This is a genomic window from Bradyrhizobium sp. IC4059 (assembly GCF_020193615.1).
In the GTDB taxonomy this organism is placed as follows: domain Bacteria; phylum Pseudomonadota; class Alphaproteobacteria; order Rhizobiales; family Xanthobacteraceae; genus Bradyrhizobium; species Bradyrhizobium yuanmingense.
In genome coordinates this window covers 534658-549103 of the sequence record NZ_JADYVH010000001.1, presented here as the reverse complement: position 1 = coordinate 549103, position 14446 = coordinate 534658, and the positions used below count along the sequence as shown (strand labels likewise).

At 63.6% G+C, this 14446-nt stretch carries 14 protein-coding genes and 1 pseudogene; 5 read left to right on the top strand and 10 right to left on the bottom strand.

Going from position 1 to position 14446, the window contains the following annotated elements; genetic code table 11:
* Positions 1–79: 79 nt before the first annotated feature.
* Positions 80–802 carry a DUF72 domain-containing protein gene (locus I6F12_RS02610; RefSeq protein ID WP_225155438.1) on the top strand — a complete coding sequence of 241 codons (723 nt, stop codon included), beginning with the start codon at positions 80–82 and terminating at the stop codon, positions 800–802.
* 2 nt (positions 803–804) lie between these two features.
* Here I6F12_RS02610 and I6F12_RS02605 read toward each other — a convergent pair whose 3' ends face one another.
* On the bottom strand, positions 805–1992 hold the full coding sequence (locus I6F12_RS02605; RefSeq protein WP_225155437.1) for a CoA transferase: 1188 nt from the start codon (positions 1990–1992) through the stop codon (positions 805–807).
* Between the two features lie 183 nt (positions 1993–2175).
* Here I6F12_RS02605 and I6F12_RS02600 point away from each other — a divergent pair, with 183 nt between their 5' ends.
* Both I6F12_RS02600 and I6F12_RS02595 read left to right on the top strand, forming a co-directional pair.
* Complete coding sequence (locus I6F12_RS02600; protein WP_156446846.1) at positions 2176–2418, top strand: hypothetical protein; 243 nt, start codon at positions 2176–2178, stop codon at positions 2416–2418.
* 266 nt (positions 2419–2684) lie between these two features.
* A pseudogene (locus I6F12_RS02595) lies at positions 2685–3573 on the top strand (hypothetical protein).
* Between the two features lie 30 nt (positions 3574–3603).
* Here I6F12_RS02595 and I6F12_RS02590 read toward each other — a convergent pair.
* The 6 genes from I6F12_RS02590 to I6F12_RS02565 are packed head-to-tail and all read right to left on the bottom strand — an operon-like array spanning position 3604 to position 9472.
* Positions 3604–4653, bottom strand: a complete 1050-nt coding sequence (locus tag I6F12_RS02590; protein ID WP_225155435.1) for a LacI family DNA-binding transcriptional regulator — start codon at positions 4651–4653, stop codon at positions 3604–3606.
* Positions 4650–5294, bottom strand: coding sequence for a ThuA domain-containing protein (locus tag I6F12_RS02585; RefSeq protein ID WP_036004213.1), 645 nt, complete (start codon positions 5292–5294; stop codon positions 4650–4652). Before I6F12_RS02585 ends, I6F12_RS02590 begins: the two co-directional genes overlap by 4 nt.
* Positions 5295–5304: 10 nt before the next feature.
* Positions 5305–6402, bottom strand: coding sequence for a Gfo/Idh/MocA family oxidoreductase (locus tag I6F12_RS02580; protein ID WP_225155434.1), 1098 nt, complete (start codon positions 6400–6402; stop codon positions 5305–5307).
* Positions 6403–6423: 21 nt separating this feature from the next.
* Entirely contained in the window at positions 6424–7269 is an 846-nt protein-coding gene (locus I6F12_RS02575; RefSeq protein WP_225112726.1) for a carbohydrate ABC transporter permease, read from the bottom strand.
* The gene (locus I6F12_RS02570; protein WP_225155433.1) at positions 7262–8203 is read right to left on the bottom strand and encodes a sugar ABC transporter permease; all 942 of its coding nucleotides are present in this window, start codon (positions 8201–8203) and stop codon (positions 7262–7264) included. The genes I6F12_RS02575 and I6F12_RS02570 overlap by 8 nt, the downstream gene beginning before the upstream one ends.
* 3 nt (positions 8204–8206) lie before the next feature.
* Positions 8207–9472 (bottom strand): extracellular solute-binding protein, encoded by a 1266-nt coding sequence (locus I6F12_RS02565; protein WP_225155432.1) that lies wholly within the window; start codon positions 9470–9472, stop codon positions 8207–8209.
* 159 nt (positions 9473–9631) lie between these two features.
* On the opposite strand from I6F12_RS02565, the gene I6F12_RS02560 reads away from it, so the two are divergent.
* Positions 9632–10390, top strand: a complete 759-nt coding sequence (locus tag I6F12_RS02560) for an SDR family NAD(P)-dependent oxidoreductase (RefSeq protein ID WP_036026107.1) — start codon at positions 9632–9634, stop codon at positions 10388–10390.
* Between the two features lie 808 nt (positions 10391–11198).
* Positions 11199–11477, top strand: coding sequence for a hypothetical protein (locus tag I6F12_RS02555; RefSeq protein ID WP_036026108.1), 279 nt, complete (start codon positions 11199–11201; stop codon positions 11475–11477).
* A 514-nt stretch (positions 11478–11991) separates the two neighbouring features.
* Here the strand turns inward: I6F12_RS02555 and I6F12_RS02550 are convergent.
* From I6F12_RS02550 to I6F12_RS02540, 3 genes are read right to left on the bottom strand one after another with little or no spacing between them, the layout of a single operon-like run.
* The gene (locus tag I6F12_RS02550; protein ID WP_225155431.1) at positions 11992–12705 is read right to left on the bottom strand and encodes an ABC transporter ATP-binding protein; all 714 of its coding nucleotides are present in this window, start codon (positions 12703–12705) and stop codon (positions 11992–11994) included.
* Positions 12686–13417, bottom strand: coding sequence for an ABC transporter ATP-binding protein (locus tag I6F12_RS02545; protein ID WP_225112739.1), 732 nt, complete (start codon positions 13415–13417; stop codon positions 12686–12688). Before I6F12_RS02545 ends, I6F12_RS02550 begins: the two co-directional genes overlap by 20 nt.
* A 32-nt stretch (positions 13418–13449) precedes the next feature.
* Positions 13450–14439 (bottom strand): branched-chain amino acid ABC transporter permease, encoded by a 990-nt coding sequence (locus tag I6F12_RS02540; protein WP_225155736.1) that lies wholly within the window; start codon positions 14437–14439, stop codon positions 13450–13452.
* Positions 14440–14446 lie beyond the last annotated feature (7 nt).

The following is a 14446-nucleotide window of genomic DNA, read 5'->3' as shown; positions in this document are numbered from 1 at the left end:
CTCGCGTTCACGCTCACGAGAAACGTATCGGCCGCACGGACGTTCCCTCCGGCAAATGGCAACGGATGGTACGTAAAACATGGCGCGCGTTCTGATCGGAACTTCGGGCTGGCACTACGCTTCCTGGCGCGGCCCGTTCTTCCCCGAGGGCGTGACGCTGAAGCAGCAGCTCAGCTACTATGCCGGGCAGTTCGACACCACGGAGCTGAACGGGGTGTTCTACCGCACGCCAACGCCGGAGGCGGTGACGGGATGGCGGGAGCAGACCGGCCGCGATTTCGTGTTCGCCTGGAAGGCGTCGAAATTCATCACGCACTGGAAGCGCCTGTCGGAGCGCTCCGTCAACAGCCTCGAGCTGCTGGAGGACCGCATCTCCAGGCTCGGCGGCAAGGCCGGCCCGATCCTGTTCCAGCTGCCGCCGCAATTCGAGGCGAATGCGGACCGGCTCGCCTCGTTCTTCAAGCTGCTGTCGCGAAAGCGGCGTTACAGTTTCGAATTCCGCCATCCGAGCTGGTATCAGCCGCGCATCCTGCGGATGCTGGCTGAGGAGAACATCTCGCTGTGCCTGTCCGATCATCACGACGCGCCGGCGCCGTGGAAGCGCACGGCGGATTTCGTCTATGTGCGCGGACACGGGCCAAGCGGGCGCTATCACGGGCACTATACCCAGGCCACGCTGGCGCAATGGGCCAAGCGCATCAAGTCGTGGAAGCGGCAGGGCTGCGACGTCTACGTCTATTTCGACAACGACCAGAAGAGCGCAGCACCGGCCGATGCCAAGGCGCTGAAGCAGCTGCTGTGACGCTAGATGACACCGCTCTGCCGAAGCGCCGCGATCTCGTCCGCATCATAGCCGAGCTCGGCGAGAACGCGGTCGGTGTGCTCGCCGAGTGTCGGCGGGCGGCTTGCGATCTCGCCCGGCGTTTCCGACAGCCGCACCGCGGCGCGGGCAACCGGTGCCTGTTTCGGCAGGCCCGGATAGTCGACGTCCTGCATGAAACCGGCGGCGCGGATGTGCGGATGATCCAGCGCCTGTTGCGGCGAGAGCACGGGACCGGTCGGAATCATCGCGTCGCCTAGCGTGTCGACGGCCTCCTGCGTGGTGCGCTCGGCGCACCAGCGCGCCATCCGCTCGCTGACGATGCGGCCGTTATTGCCGCGGCTGATGTCGTCGGCAAAGCGCGGATCATTCAGCCACACATCCTCCTCGCCCATCAGCCGCGCCCAGCGCTTGAACAGCGGATGGCCGGTGACCTGGCACAGCACCCAGCCGTCTTTGGTGCGGTAGATGTCGGCGGGCGCGGCGGTCTGGCCGAGATTGCCGGTCGGCACGCGGTTGACGTCGATGACGGCCTGCTCGATCAGCGTGGCATTGGTGAAGGACAAAGCGGTTGCGAGCAGCGCACCCTCGACGATCTGCCCCCGCCCGGACTTGCCGCGCTCGATCAGCGCCGCGAGCGTGCCGAACGCGCAGTGCAGCGCAGTGCCGAAATCGACCCAGTTCACCGCGGCGCGGTACGGCGGATCCCCGCTGCCGGTCATGTAGACCGAGCCCGACATCACCTGGCCGACGCCGTCGAAGCCGACGCGGTCGGACCACGGGCCCGGCCCGCCGAACGCGGTCGCCGTGGTCAGGATGATGTCCGGCTTGATCGCCTTCAGCGATTCGTAGTCGAGCTTCATCGCGCGCAGGGTCTGCGGCGGCAGATTGGCGACCACGACGTCCGCGGTCGCGATCAGGCGGCGCATCACCTCCTGGCCTTCCGCCTTCATTGGATCGAGTGTGATGCCCTTCTTGTTGCGGTTGATCTGGAGGAACAGCGCGCCCTCGCCGCCTTCGCCCACCGGCGCGACGAACCGATCCTCGCTGCCGTCGCGCTTCTCGACCCGGATGACCTCGGCCCCGAACTCGGCCAGCAAGGTCGCGCAATAGGGCCCGGCGATATAGCGCCCGAAATCGAGCACGCGCACGCCCTCCAAGACTCCTCCCATCGGCTTCTTCCCTGTTGTTCCAAGGAGATTACAGGGACTGGCTGCCACGGCAAGATCAAGACAGGCATGGGCCGGCCCTCATGTATGACGGCGCGGATTCAGGTCTTGCGACAAAGGAGCAGGCGCCAGGAACGATTCGAGCATCGGAGGCTTGGTTTTTTTAGTCCAAACAAGGAGAACCCGATGAAAAAACTAGCGACGATTGCGACTGCTGCTGCGTTGGCTGTGACTTCCACGATTGCTTTGGCCCAAGGTGGCGGCGGCGCCGGGAGCGCGGGCGTTGATCGGACCAATAACAGCATGGCGAATGACGCTGGCAAGGGCGGCCCCAAGACGACGACCGGCGCCGGCAAGACGTCCGGCAGCAAAGTCAAAAGCTCCACCGATCACGGAGAAAAGACCGGGGAAAAACTGCGGGGCCAATAACGGGCAATCCGCAGAAGAAGAGACCGCTCCAGGGCGGCCTCCTCCGATGTGCTTCCGATCACGGTTAGGTGACGACGCGGGAGGAGTATCCCTCCAAAGAACTAGCCGCCGAAAGGCGGCTAGTTCTTGACCTTGTATTTTTCTTATTTCTTCAGGGCGTCAGCCGCACCTCGCATCGCATGGCACGAGGCCGGCGAAAGCATTCGACGGCCGGAATCTATGCTTTAACATGCACGCGTTTATCCCCCAGCGAGAAGCGCACAACGATGCCGCAGCAATTCGATCGATCCACAGAAGATCTCGGCAACGCCATCCATTTCGAGCACGTCAACATCCAGGTCCCGGACCAGCGCCTCGCCACGCTGTTCTACGTCGCCGGGCTCGGGCTCACCCGCGATCCCTATCTGATGGTGTCCGACACCAACATGTGGATCAATGCCGGGCGGAGCCAGTTTCATCTGCCGAGCGGCCGGCCGCAGGTGCTGCGCGGACATATTGGCCTCGTCATCGAAGGCCGCGAGGCGCTGCTGGCGCGGCTTGCAACGGTCGCGAAGAAACTCGAGGGCACCGCGTTCGCATTCACCGAGCATAACCACCATGTCGAGGCGGTCTGCCCCTGGGGTAACCGTTTGCGCTGCTACGAGCCCGACGCCGCGCGGTTCGGCCGGATCGCGCTCGGCATTCCCTATGTCGAGTTCGACGTGCCTATGGGATCGGCAGCCGGCATCTGCGCCTTCTACCCTGAAGTCATGGGCATGCCCGCGAGCTTGCGGAACGGCGATGGCACTGTGGCCGCCGTGAAGACGGGCCGCAACCAGCATCTGCTGTTTCGCGAGACCGACCGGCCGCAAGCCGACTATGACGGTCACCACGTGCAGATGTACATCACGGACTTCTCCGGCCCCTACCGCAAGCTGCTTGCGCGCAAGCTGATCTCGCGCGAGGACAATCAATACCAGTACCGGTTCTGCGACATCGTCGACCTCGACAGCGGCAAGAAGCTGTTCACGGTCGAGCACGAGGTTCGCTCAGTGACCCATCCGATGTTCATGCGTCCGATGGTCAATCGCAATCCGGCGCTCAAACAACCGCAACTACGCCTTCGGCCACGACGAGTCGGCTTGGGCGATGGGGCCGGATCAGTACGAGGGGTAGTCCTCGCGCGGCGCTTCCGTGCGCTTCACGCTACGGCAAATTATCCCGCAGGAAGATGTCGATGCGGATGCGCTCCTGGTCGGGGCTGATCGGCTCGCCCGAACAATGCGCGAGCAGGACTCGCGCCGCAGACCGCGCCTCATGGCCGGCATCCTGGTTGATGACGGCGTCGAGCGTGCCGCGCACCAGGAACCGCCTGGTGTGCTCGGTCAGCTCATGGGTGATCCAGACCACCTCGCGCGCGCGGCCCGAGGCCTCGAGCGCATCGGCGATGCCGCGGTTTCCGGCGCCGCAACAATAGATGCCGCGGAGATCGGCGTGGCGGGCGAGCAGCGCGGCCGTGAGGTCCCGGGTGCGGTCACTGTCGTCGCGCCCCTCGATGACAGGCAGTGCGGACAGGCTCGCATACTCGCTCGACAGGATCTGGTGGAAGCCGAACTGCCGTTCGGTGTGATCGCGCAGCGACAACGATCCCGCAATCACGGCGACGGTGCCCTCGCGCCCGGCAAGGAAGCGGCCCATCAGCGTGGCGGCGGTGCGGCCCGCGGCCGGATTGTCGATCCCGACATAATGCGCCCGGGACGAACTCGGCGCGTCCGACACCAGGGTCACCACGGCAACCCCGCGCGCGACGAGCTCGTCGATCGCGGCGCGAACCCGGGGGTGATCGAGCGCGATGACGGCGACGCCCTGATAGGCCGGCGAGAGGTTCTCCAGCGCACCGGCAAGGATGTCGGGGTCGAACACGTCGACATGGTGGATGTCGATGAAGCCGCGATGGCCGGCGAGCCAGTCCGCGGTGCGCGCGACCTGCTCGCTGAGGTTGGTCATGAAGCTGTTGCTGCCGGTCGGCAGCACGAACGCGAAGCGGAAGGTCTGCCCGCGGGCGAGCCGCGCGGCGGCAACATCGGCGCGATAGCCGAGCTTTGCGACCGCGGCCTCGACGCGCGCGACGGTCTTGGCGCGGACACCCTCGCGCCGGTTGACGACGCGATCGACGGTGGCGAGCGAAACGCCCGCCGCGCGCGCAACGTCCTCGAGCGTGGCCCGAAGCACCGGCTGGGTCGCGCCTTCAGTCATTCGCGCGCGGCCCATAGCATGCCGCGGGTCATCAACGTCCGGATCTCCGGCACGTCGAGCTCGTAGGCGCGGTGGCCCAGCGAGGAATAGAATACCCTCCCGGCGCCATAGCGCTTCTTCCATACGACGGGCATCACCACGCCCTCGATCCAGGGCGCGTGCTCACCGGTGAAGGTCGTCGTTGCCAGGACCTCGATGGCGGGATCGACATGCATGTAATATTGCTCGGACCGATGCTCGAAGCTTTTCAGACCCGTCATGATCGGATCATCCGGCTTCGTCAAGTCGACCTTGTAGTCGATGATGTTGCCGGGATGGGCGACCCACTGCCCGCCGCACAGGAACTGGTAATCGACCGATTCGCGGAAGGCATCGCACATGCCGCCATGATGGCCGGCTAGCCCGACGCCGCTGCGCACCGCGTCGCAGAGGTTGAGCGCTTCCGCCTTCTCGATCTTGGACATCGTGTAGATCGGTATGATCAGCGACAGATCGTGGATCGCGGGATCGGCAAAGGCTGCCGTCGTGGTTTCGATCCGCACCTCGAAGCCTTCCGCCTTCAGCCAGCCGCGGATCATCGACGCGCAGAGATCGGGATCGTGTCCCGGCCAGCCGCCCCATACAATCATTGCCTTGCGCATGGTCATACCCTCAATCGATCTGTCCGGTTTCGCGTCCCGCCGGCAGCATCGCCGGCCGCTCGACGCGGCTCTCGATCTTGACGCGGCGGCCCTCGTCGGCGGAAGTCTGGAACGCCTCCATCACCTCCAGCACGTGGAGGGCGAGCGCGCCGCTGGCGCGATGCGGCCGGTCGTTCAGGATCGCGCCAGCCATGTCGGCGACGCCGATCGAGCGGAACTCGCCCTCGACGTGACCGTGCGTCAGCGGCATCGCTTCCCATTCGCCGCCGGTTTTGGCCACCTGAACCTCGCCGCCGAAGCGATTTGGATCCGGCACCAGCATGCTGCCCTTGTCGCCGTAGATCTCGATCGGCGCATGCCGATGTTTCGGCACGTCGAAGCTCATCGTGATCGACACGACCGCCCCGCTTTCGAACTCCAGCGTCCCCGCGACATGGGTCGGGACCTCGACCGGAATCAGCGCGCCGTTCATCGGCTGGCTGGTGACGAGGCGCTCGGTTTTGGGGCGCGCGGTCGAGCCCATCACGCTGGCGACCGGGCCGAGCAATTGCACGAGTTCGGTGATGTAGTACGGCCCCATGTCGAGCATCGGCCCGCCGCCGCGCAGGTAATAGAAGCCGGGCGCCGGGTGCCAGCGCTCGTGGCCGGGGCAGCCGAAGAAAACGCTGCCCGCGACTGGCGTGCCGATCGCGCCGTCGTCGATCAGCTTGCGCGCGGTCTGATGGCCGCCGCCAAGGAACGTGTCGGGCGCGCAGCCGACGCGCAGGTTCTTCTGCGCGGCAAGCTCCATGACCTTGCGCGCCTCAGCGACATTGATGCCGAGCGGCTTCTCCGAGTGGACGTGCTTGCCGGCATTCAGCACCGCGAGGCTGACATCGGTGTGGGCGAGCGGCACCGTGAGATTGACGATTATTTCGACATCGTCGCGCTTCAACAATTGGTCGACCCGCATTCCCGGCAAGCCGAAGGCCGCGCCCTGGCGTTCCGCAATCTCGCTGCGCATGTCGGCGAGCGCCCTGACCTCCATGACCGGAAAGCGCTGGGCCGCCTTGAGATAGGCGGTGCTGATCACCCCGCAGCCGATGATTCCGATGCCGACTTTTCTCATGTTATCTCCTCAGAATACGGCTCATCCCTTGACCGCGCCCGCGGTGAGGCCGGCCACGATGTGCTTCTGCGCCAGCAGGAACAGAATGATCGTGGGCAGGATGGTGAGTGTGATGAAGGCCAGGATCAGGTGCCATTCGGACGAATATTCGCCCTGGTAGACCATGATGCCGAGCGGCCAGGGATACAGCGCGTCGGTGTTCAGCATCACCAGTGGCAGCAGGTAGGCGTTCCAGCTGTTGACGAAGGTGATGGTGCCGACCGTCGCCAGGATCGGACGCGACAAGGGCAGCGTCACATAGCGGAAGAACTTGATGTAGCTGCAGCCGTCGACCAGCGCGGCCTCGAGCAGCTCATAGGGAATGTCCTTGAAGAAGCGGCGTAGCAGCAGCACGCTCATGGCGAGGCTGAACGCCACCTGCGGCAGCGCGACCCCGAAATAGGTATCGAGCAGGCCGAGATCGCGCACCTTGATGAACAGAGGCAGCACGGCGGTCGCGGCGGGAAACAGCAGGCCCAGCGTCAGATAGCTGAGCAGCATCGATGAGCCGAAGAACCTGACATGGGCGAAGGTGAACGCGGCCATCGAAGCCGTGATCAGGGTCAGCGCCACCGCCAGCGTCGAGATGACAAGCGAATTGCGCAGCAGCTGCCAGTAGCGGGCCGAGAACAGGATGTCGGCGTAGTTCTGCCACTCCCATTGTGCGGGCAGGCCGAATGGATTGACACGGAGCTCGCCGAGCGACTTGAAGCCGCCGAGCAAGGTCGCGAGCAGCGGCACCAGGACGAAGATCGCGACCATGCCGAGGAACAGCGCCTTGAACAGCGCTGCGGGATCGAATGTGTGTCTAGCCCCGACACTATTCATCGCGCATGAACCATCGCTTGTAAGTGAAGGCAAAGGTCACGCAGATCGCGAACAGGATGACGCCGATGGCGCTGCCATAGCCGACGCGCATGCGCGAGATGCCATTGTTGTAGAGAAAGCTCACCAACGTGTTGGAGGAATCGGCCGGTCCGCCGCGCGTCAGCGGCATGACGAGATCGAACAGCTGCAGCGATCCGATGATGGCGAAGAACACCGACAGGCGGATCGTCGGATAGAGCAAGGGGATCACGACGTGGCGCAGCGTCTGCGTCCGCGTCGCGCCGTCGATACGGGCGGCCTCGACCAGGTTTTTGTCGAGGCTCTGGAGCGCGGCGATGAACAGCATCATGTGGAAGCCGAAATATTTCCAGACCACCACGATCAGCACCGCCAGCATCGCCGTGTCGGTCGAGGCCAACAGATGCGGAGGCTCGGCGCCGAAGGTGCGCCAGATCGAGGCGACGAGGCCGTAGTCGCCGTCATAGACGAAGCTGAAGATCAGCCCGGTTGCGATCTCGGCGAGGATATAGGGCATGAAGAACAGCATGCGCAGCGCCACGGCGCCACGAAAGCGTTCGGCCAGCATGAGGGCGAGCGTGAGCGCAAGCGGCAGCTGGACGGCGAGCGAAACGGCGATGATCAGCCCGTTGTTGCGCAGCGCGAGCCAGAAGGCCCGCGTCTCCAGCACGAAGCGGTAATTGTCGAAGCCGATCCAGTTCGTCGGCCTGCCGAACCCGTTCCAGTTGAAGGCGGAGTACCAGGCGGCTTCGCCGATCGGCAGCACCACGAACAGCGTGAACAGCAGCAGCGCGGGCGGCAGGAACAGGATCAGGACCGTGAAGCGGCCATCCCAGCCTGGGCCACGAATCCCGACCTGGGGGGCCGCCTCACCGGCAACGCCGATCGGCGACGACATCGCGATCCGTCGCGCCACCGGTCAGTTACCCTGCTTGTACGCCGCTTCGATGGCTTTCGCTGCGTTCTGCGGGCTCATGCTGCCGCCGGCGATCTCAGCCGTGACGTCGTTGACGACGCGGCCGACCGACGGGCCAAGGCTCTGGTCATAGAAGTTCTGGTGATAGTTGGACTTCGCCAGATTGGCCGCGATCTGCTTCATGAAAGCGCTGTTGAGACCGGCCTCGCCGCCCTTGACGACGGGAACGATGAAGTTGCCGGCAGCAAGCCGCGCCTGCACGTCCTTGGAGATAAAGAATTTCAGGAAGTCGGTGGCTTCCTTGGGCGCCCCCTTGGTGATCAACCAGCCGGTGATGCCACCGAGCGTGTCTGACGGCTCACCCTTGCCGCCGGGTACGACCGGAAAATCGAACCAGCCAAGCTTGTCGTCGCTGAGACCAACCTTGTCGGCGGCAAGCGCGCGCTGGGTGTGATAGAAGGACGAGATGGCCAGGATCATCGCGGCCTTGCCGTCGCCGAAATAGCCGACGGCCTGCGGATTCTTGAAGCCGAGGAAGCCGTTCTGGAAGGGCTGCAGATCGACCAGCTGCTTGAACAGCTCACCTGATTTCTGGAAGGTCTCGCCGGCGAACCCGCCATTCTCGCCCTTCAGTGCTGCATCGAAGCCCGGCTTGCCGCCGATGCGCACTGCGAGATGCGTCCAGTAAAAATGCAGCGGCCATTTATCGGCACCGCCAACCACAATCGGCGTCACGCCCGCGGCCCTCAGCGTTTTCACTGCGCCGAGCAGATCGTCCCATGTCTTGATCTTGCTCGCGTCGACATTACCCTTGGCCATCAAGTCCTTGTTGTAGAGGAAGCCGACCTGCGAGAGCGCGGTCGGCAGGCCATAGACCTTGCCGTTGCTGGTGAAAGCCGCGAGCGCTGCCGGTGCGATCGTGTCGCTGTAGCCGCCGCTCTTCACGGAATCGGTGATGTCTGCCAGGACGCCGGCCTCGATCTGGGTCTTCAGCACTCCGCCTGCCCAGCTATAGATGATGTGCGGCCGGTCCTTGGATTGCAGGATGGTCGGCAGCTTGGCCTTGTAGGCCTCGTTCTCGAGGAACTGCATCTCGACCTTCACACCGGGGTGCGACGCCTCATAGCTGCGTGCGACCTCCTCCCAGATCTTCACCTGGGCCGGGTTGACCTCGATGTGCAGCCATTTGACCGTGGTGTCGGCTGACGCGGAACTGGCCCAAAGCAGGCATGCGGCAGCGGCGAGTCCCAGTTTCCCGAGCAATCTCATCACATCCTCCCGACCGTCTTATTCTTTGACGCAATCCTGCCCTCAATTTTTGAGGTGCGCAACACAAATTCTGATCTATGCACCTCACCAATGGAATGGCTATGGTTTGCGAAAGAGTCGACGCGGCCTGCCGCGCCGGCCGCAACAAACGAGGTGCCCATGGCTGCGATCTATTCCGACCTCGCCGGCAAGGTCGTGCTCGTCACCGGCGGCGCAGCCGGAATCGGCGCTGCGATCGTGCGGCGCTTTGCGGAGCAGAAATCCAAGGTGGTGTTCTTCGACATCAAGGTCGAGGAGGGACAGCGCCTGGCGCGCGAGCTATCCGAGCAGGGATTGGCTGCGCATTTCCAGCATGTCGATCTCACCGACATCCCTGCGCTGCGTGCCGGCGTCGTCGCGGCACGCAAGGCTCATGGCCCGATCAACATCCTGATCAACAATGCCGCGCATGACGAGCGGCACAACACCGAGGAGATGACGCCGGACTATTGGGACGACCGCATCGCGGTGAACCTGAAGCACCAGTTCTTCGCATCTCAGGCCGTGTTGCCGGACATGAAGGCGGCCAATGCCGGCGCCATCATCAATTTCGGCTCGGTATCGTGGATCGCAGGACAAGGCGGCATGGCCGCCTACACCGCCAGCAAGTCAGGCGTGATCGGGCTGACGCGCTCGCTGGCGCGCGACTACGGCCCCTACAACATCCGAGTCAATGCGATCGCGCCAGGCTGGATCATGACCGAGCGGCAGCTCGAGAAATGGATGACGCCGGCCGGCGAGATCGAGTTGCAGCAGCGACAATGCCTGAAGCGCCGGCTCATGCCGGACGAGGTTGCAAAGTTCACCGTCTTCCTCGCCTCCGACGAGGCGTCCGCCTGCACCGCCCAGCACTACATCGTCGATGGCGGCTGGGTCTGAGACGCCTTGAGGATCCAGTCGGAAATCTGATCCGGGCGCGGCTGCGCGAAGCTCACGAAGTCAAGGACGCGATGGATCAGGCTGGTTGTGACCGGCTGGCGCCGTGGTCGCGCGTGGCCGACCGATGCCCTCGCTCAAGGTCTTGCCGCTGGCGACATTGACGAAGTGCAGCGAAGCGCAAGCGGGACACCGGACCGGGACGTGCGTGTCCGCGGCGTCGGAGGCTGTGCCGGGAATCCAGTGCTGCACGTTCATGCCCGTGCGGGGGCATTTGAAGATGACGTTGCGCTCCATGCTGGAGATATGCGCCCGGCGCGGCGACCTGGAAATTGCGGGCCAATACTTACGCAGATGTCCTGAACGGATTGACGCGAGCAGCGGTGAAGACGTCGCGCAGCGCTTGTAAGCGGGTTGCCGATCGAGAAGCGTTCGGTCGAATACCGCCGCCTCCTTTGAGCTGGATCAAGACATATTTGCGACGCCGACCATAGTCTTGTGTCGGCATCGGGAACGCTTTTTCGAGGTCCCCTTTGCCGGAGCGAGCGACGTTTGGATTTCGAGGCCTTCCCGGCGCCGCTTTCACGGAGAGTGCAGAAGACCGCGAACATGGAGCAGGCCGGAGAGCGGCTCCGCCGGAGAGTTCGATGGAACGAAGATCGGCAGCGCGGGTTTGCTGGACGAGTTCAGACCCTGGATGGAAGAGCCACGCGAACAATCGGCCTCGGCGCTCCCATCGAGCCCGAGGCCGATTTTCGTCGAAGCCAGTGCATGGTCTGGACAAGGGAGGATGCCGATCAGGAGAACCGACATGCTTGCCGACATTGACACCGACGATCTCACCGAGGTCGTGCGCTACGCCCTGGAGACGACCCGCGCGACGACGGCCTGCCCGTTCCATCGGGACGTGATCGTCCGCATCGGCGATGACGCCGCCGAGAGTCACGCCTTCGAGCGCGCCAAGCGAATCGTCAGATGCGACGGCGCCGAATGGAACAAGGAGGCTCTCAGGGCCGAGCTCGGCCGCCAGCTCGGCGCAGCCGCCGACGGCCGCTGCCCGAAGTGCGATCCGACCGCCTCGTGCACCTAGCGCGCCGCGATTTGCAAAATGTTGCGGCGCCATGCGTCGGCGACGAGCCATGCAGATCGACCCGCTCCGGCGACTTAACTTGTGTGAAGGCCGCAGATGGAATTGGCACCTAGCCTGAACGACGCGCGTCGTGCATCAGAGGTCAGACTTCCCGTGAAAGTGACAAAGCCGATCGCCTCGATCATGCGCGGGAGTTCCAAGACGGATCCTCCGTCGCCGGACGGGAACGACGAATGTCAGCTGCCGCCATCGGCCGAGAGGCGTCAGGTCGTCGATGAGTACGCCGAAAACTTGCGGAAGATCATCCGAAGACTGCTTGGAAGGCTGAACTGACAGCGCTTGCGGTCGTCCTTGAGCGCTTTGCGGCAAGGGATCAACTTGTCCGGCCCTTTGGCGTGCGATCGTGCTGCCGGTTCGCCTTTCCGGGCGAGCGCTACGGCCAAACCCCGCCGCCCGAAGGGGCAAGGGTGATACGAGCTTGCCCATCGTCTCAATGACAAGGACGTCGCATGCCTCAGTGCACCCCAACACCGAGCAGGCGCTCGACCATCTTGGGGTCGTCGCGCAAGTGCGCGCATTCCCCACTCCAGACCGCTTTGCCGCGTTCAACCACCATGACATGATCGGCAAAGCGCAGCGCTCGTTCGATCTGCTGCTCGACCAAAACGATGGTCATCTCACCAGAACTCGCCAGCGCGGTGATGATTTCCATGATCTGATCGCAGATCACCGGCGCGAGCCCCTCGAGCGGCTCATCCAAGAGGAGAACTGAAGGCCTTCCCAGCAGCGTCCTGGCGAGCGAGAGCATCTGCTGCTCGCCGCCCGATAATTGCGTCCCGAAATGGCGTCGACGTTCGGCCAACCTCGGAAACATCACGTAGACCTCTTCAAGTGCCTCTCGACCTCGATCCTTGAGACCCGCGACCAGGTTTTCTTCCACCGTCAGCGACCGAAATATGTCGCGTGTCTGCGGTACGTAACCGAGACCTCGTTGAGCGCGTGTCGATGCCTTGATATCCGTGAGATCAGCCTCGCCCAGGAATACTTTTCCCCCATGATGGGTCGTCAGACCCATCAGCGATGCGAGCAAGGTCGTCTTGCCGACTCCGTTTCGACCAAGGATGCTGAGACGGCCTCCGGGCAAGACCTCGAACGACATGTGATCGATGATACGGGTGGGGCCATACCCGGCACTGAGACCTTTGACTTCAAGACGCGTGGCGGGCATCTGCGTAGCTACCTAGATAAGCTCGACGGACTTCCTGATGGTGCGTGACTTCTGCCGGATCGCCCTGGAAGATCAGCTTTCCGTTGGCGAGAACGAGCACACGGCGGGCAAATTTGAACACCAGGTCCATGTCATGCTCGATCATCAAGACCGCGATATCAGATGGCAATCTGTCGATCGCCTCGATGATCTTGGAGGACTCCTCCGACGGAACCCCTGCCGCGGGCTCGTCCAGGAGCAGGACCTTCGGCTCGAGAGCAAGCCCGATTGCCAGGTCAAGAAGGCGCTGCTGACCGTACGCCAGTTGCGAGACCTGCCTGTCGGCCAGATGGGCGATCCCGAGCGTTCCAAGGGCCCGCTCCCACTCCCGACGAACGTCCGGCCGATCCATCGGGGAGGAAAACATGCTTCTCGTGAGCCCCTTTCGTTGCATCACGGCGAGCGCGACGTTTTGTGCGACCGTCAGGCTCTTGAAGAGCCTCGTAATCTGAAATGTCCGGATCAAGCCGGCGTCGACGCGATCGGAAATCGGCAGCGCGGTGACATCAACCCCAGCGAGGTGGACGGCACCCTGTGAAGGGGTCAAGTCACCGGAGATGACGTTGACGAGCGTGGTTTTGCCCGCGCCGTTCGGGCCAATCAACGCGACCCTTTCTCCCTTCCCGATACTGAAGGAAATATCATCGTTGACCCGCATCCCGCCGAAGGACATCGAAACGTTTCGCAGTTCGAGCAGCGGCCGGCTCACGGGCGCCTCCTCATCACCGAGGCGGTGCGACCAGCAAGCAAGCCTCCAAGGGACACCAGGCCTTTCGGGGCGAACAAAACGACCCCGATCAGCAACGCACCGACCATGGTCATCCAATGGAATGGATTCGCAGCCGAGACGTAGTGCTCGAACACTTGGAAGACGATGGATCCGATCAGCGCGCCCCAGAGACTGCCTGCGCCACCCAGGACCAGCATGACGAGAGCTTCAGCCGACCGCTCAAATCCGATGCTATCCAGTCCCACGACGCCCGTATTGATGGCATTGAGAGCACCACCAATTCCGCCAACAACCCCCGACACGCCATACATCAGCACGAGCCGGGGATACACGCGGGCACCGATCATCCGAGCTCGCAGGCTGTCATCCTTGATTGCCTGACAAAGCAGGCCGAACGGAGAGTGCACGATTCGAAGCAGCACCACGAACACGACCATAAGCACCGCAACGGAGAACACATAGCCGGTGCGACCATACATGTCGAACGCATAGACCCCAAAGATTCGTCCAGGCGAAATGCCGGACAATCCGTCGCTTCCGCCCGTCAGGCTGGACAGTTTGTTGGCCAGCGCCGCGACGAGCTGTCCGACGGCAATGGATAGCACGAGCTGGGGGAGACCCTTGAACCTCGTGACAAGGACGCCTGAGACCAGCCCCATCACGGCACCGGCCACCGCCCCCACGAGCAACAACAGCAGGGGGTCGGAATGTCCGGCAAGGCAGGCGTTACCCACGACGTAGGCGCTCACACCATAGATCGCCGCATGCCCCAGGGTGGCGACACCGCAATACCCCGTGACCAGATCGAGCGACAGCACCAGAAGCGTGATGCTGATCAGTCGCGTCAGAAACGCGAGGTCCTCCGGAAAAAGCGTGTAGCCGAGCACTCCGAGCGCCAGCGTGATTGCGACAGCGCGCAGCTCAAGCGGCACGGAAAAACGCGGCGGGCTCACGCCATCGACCATGGCTCGA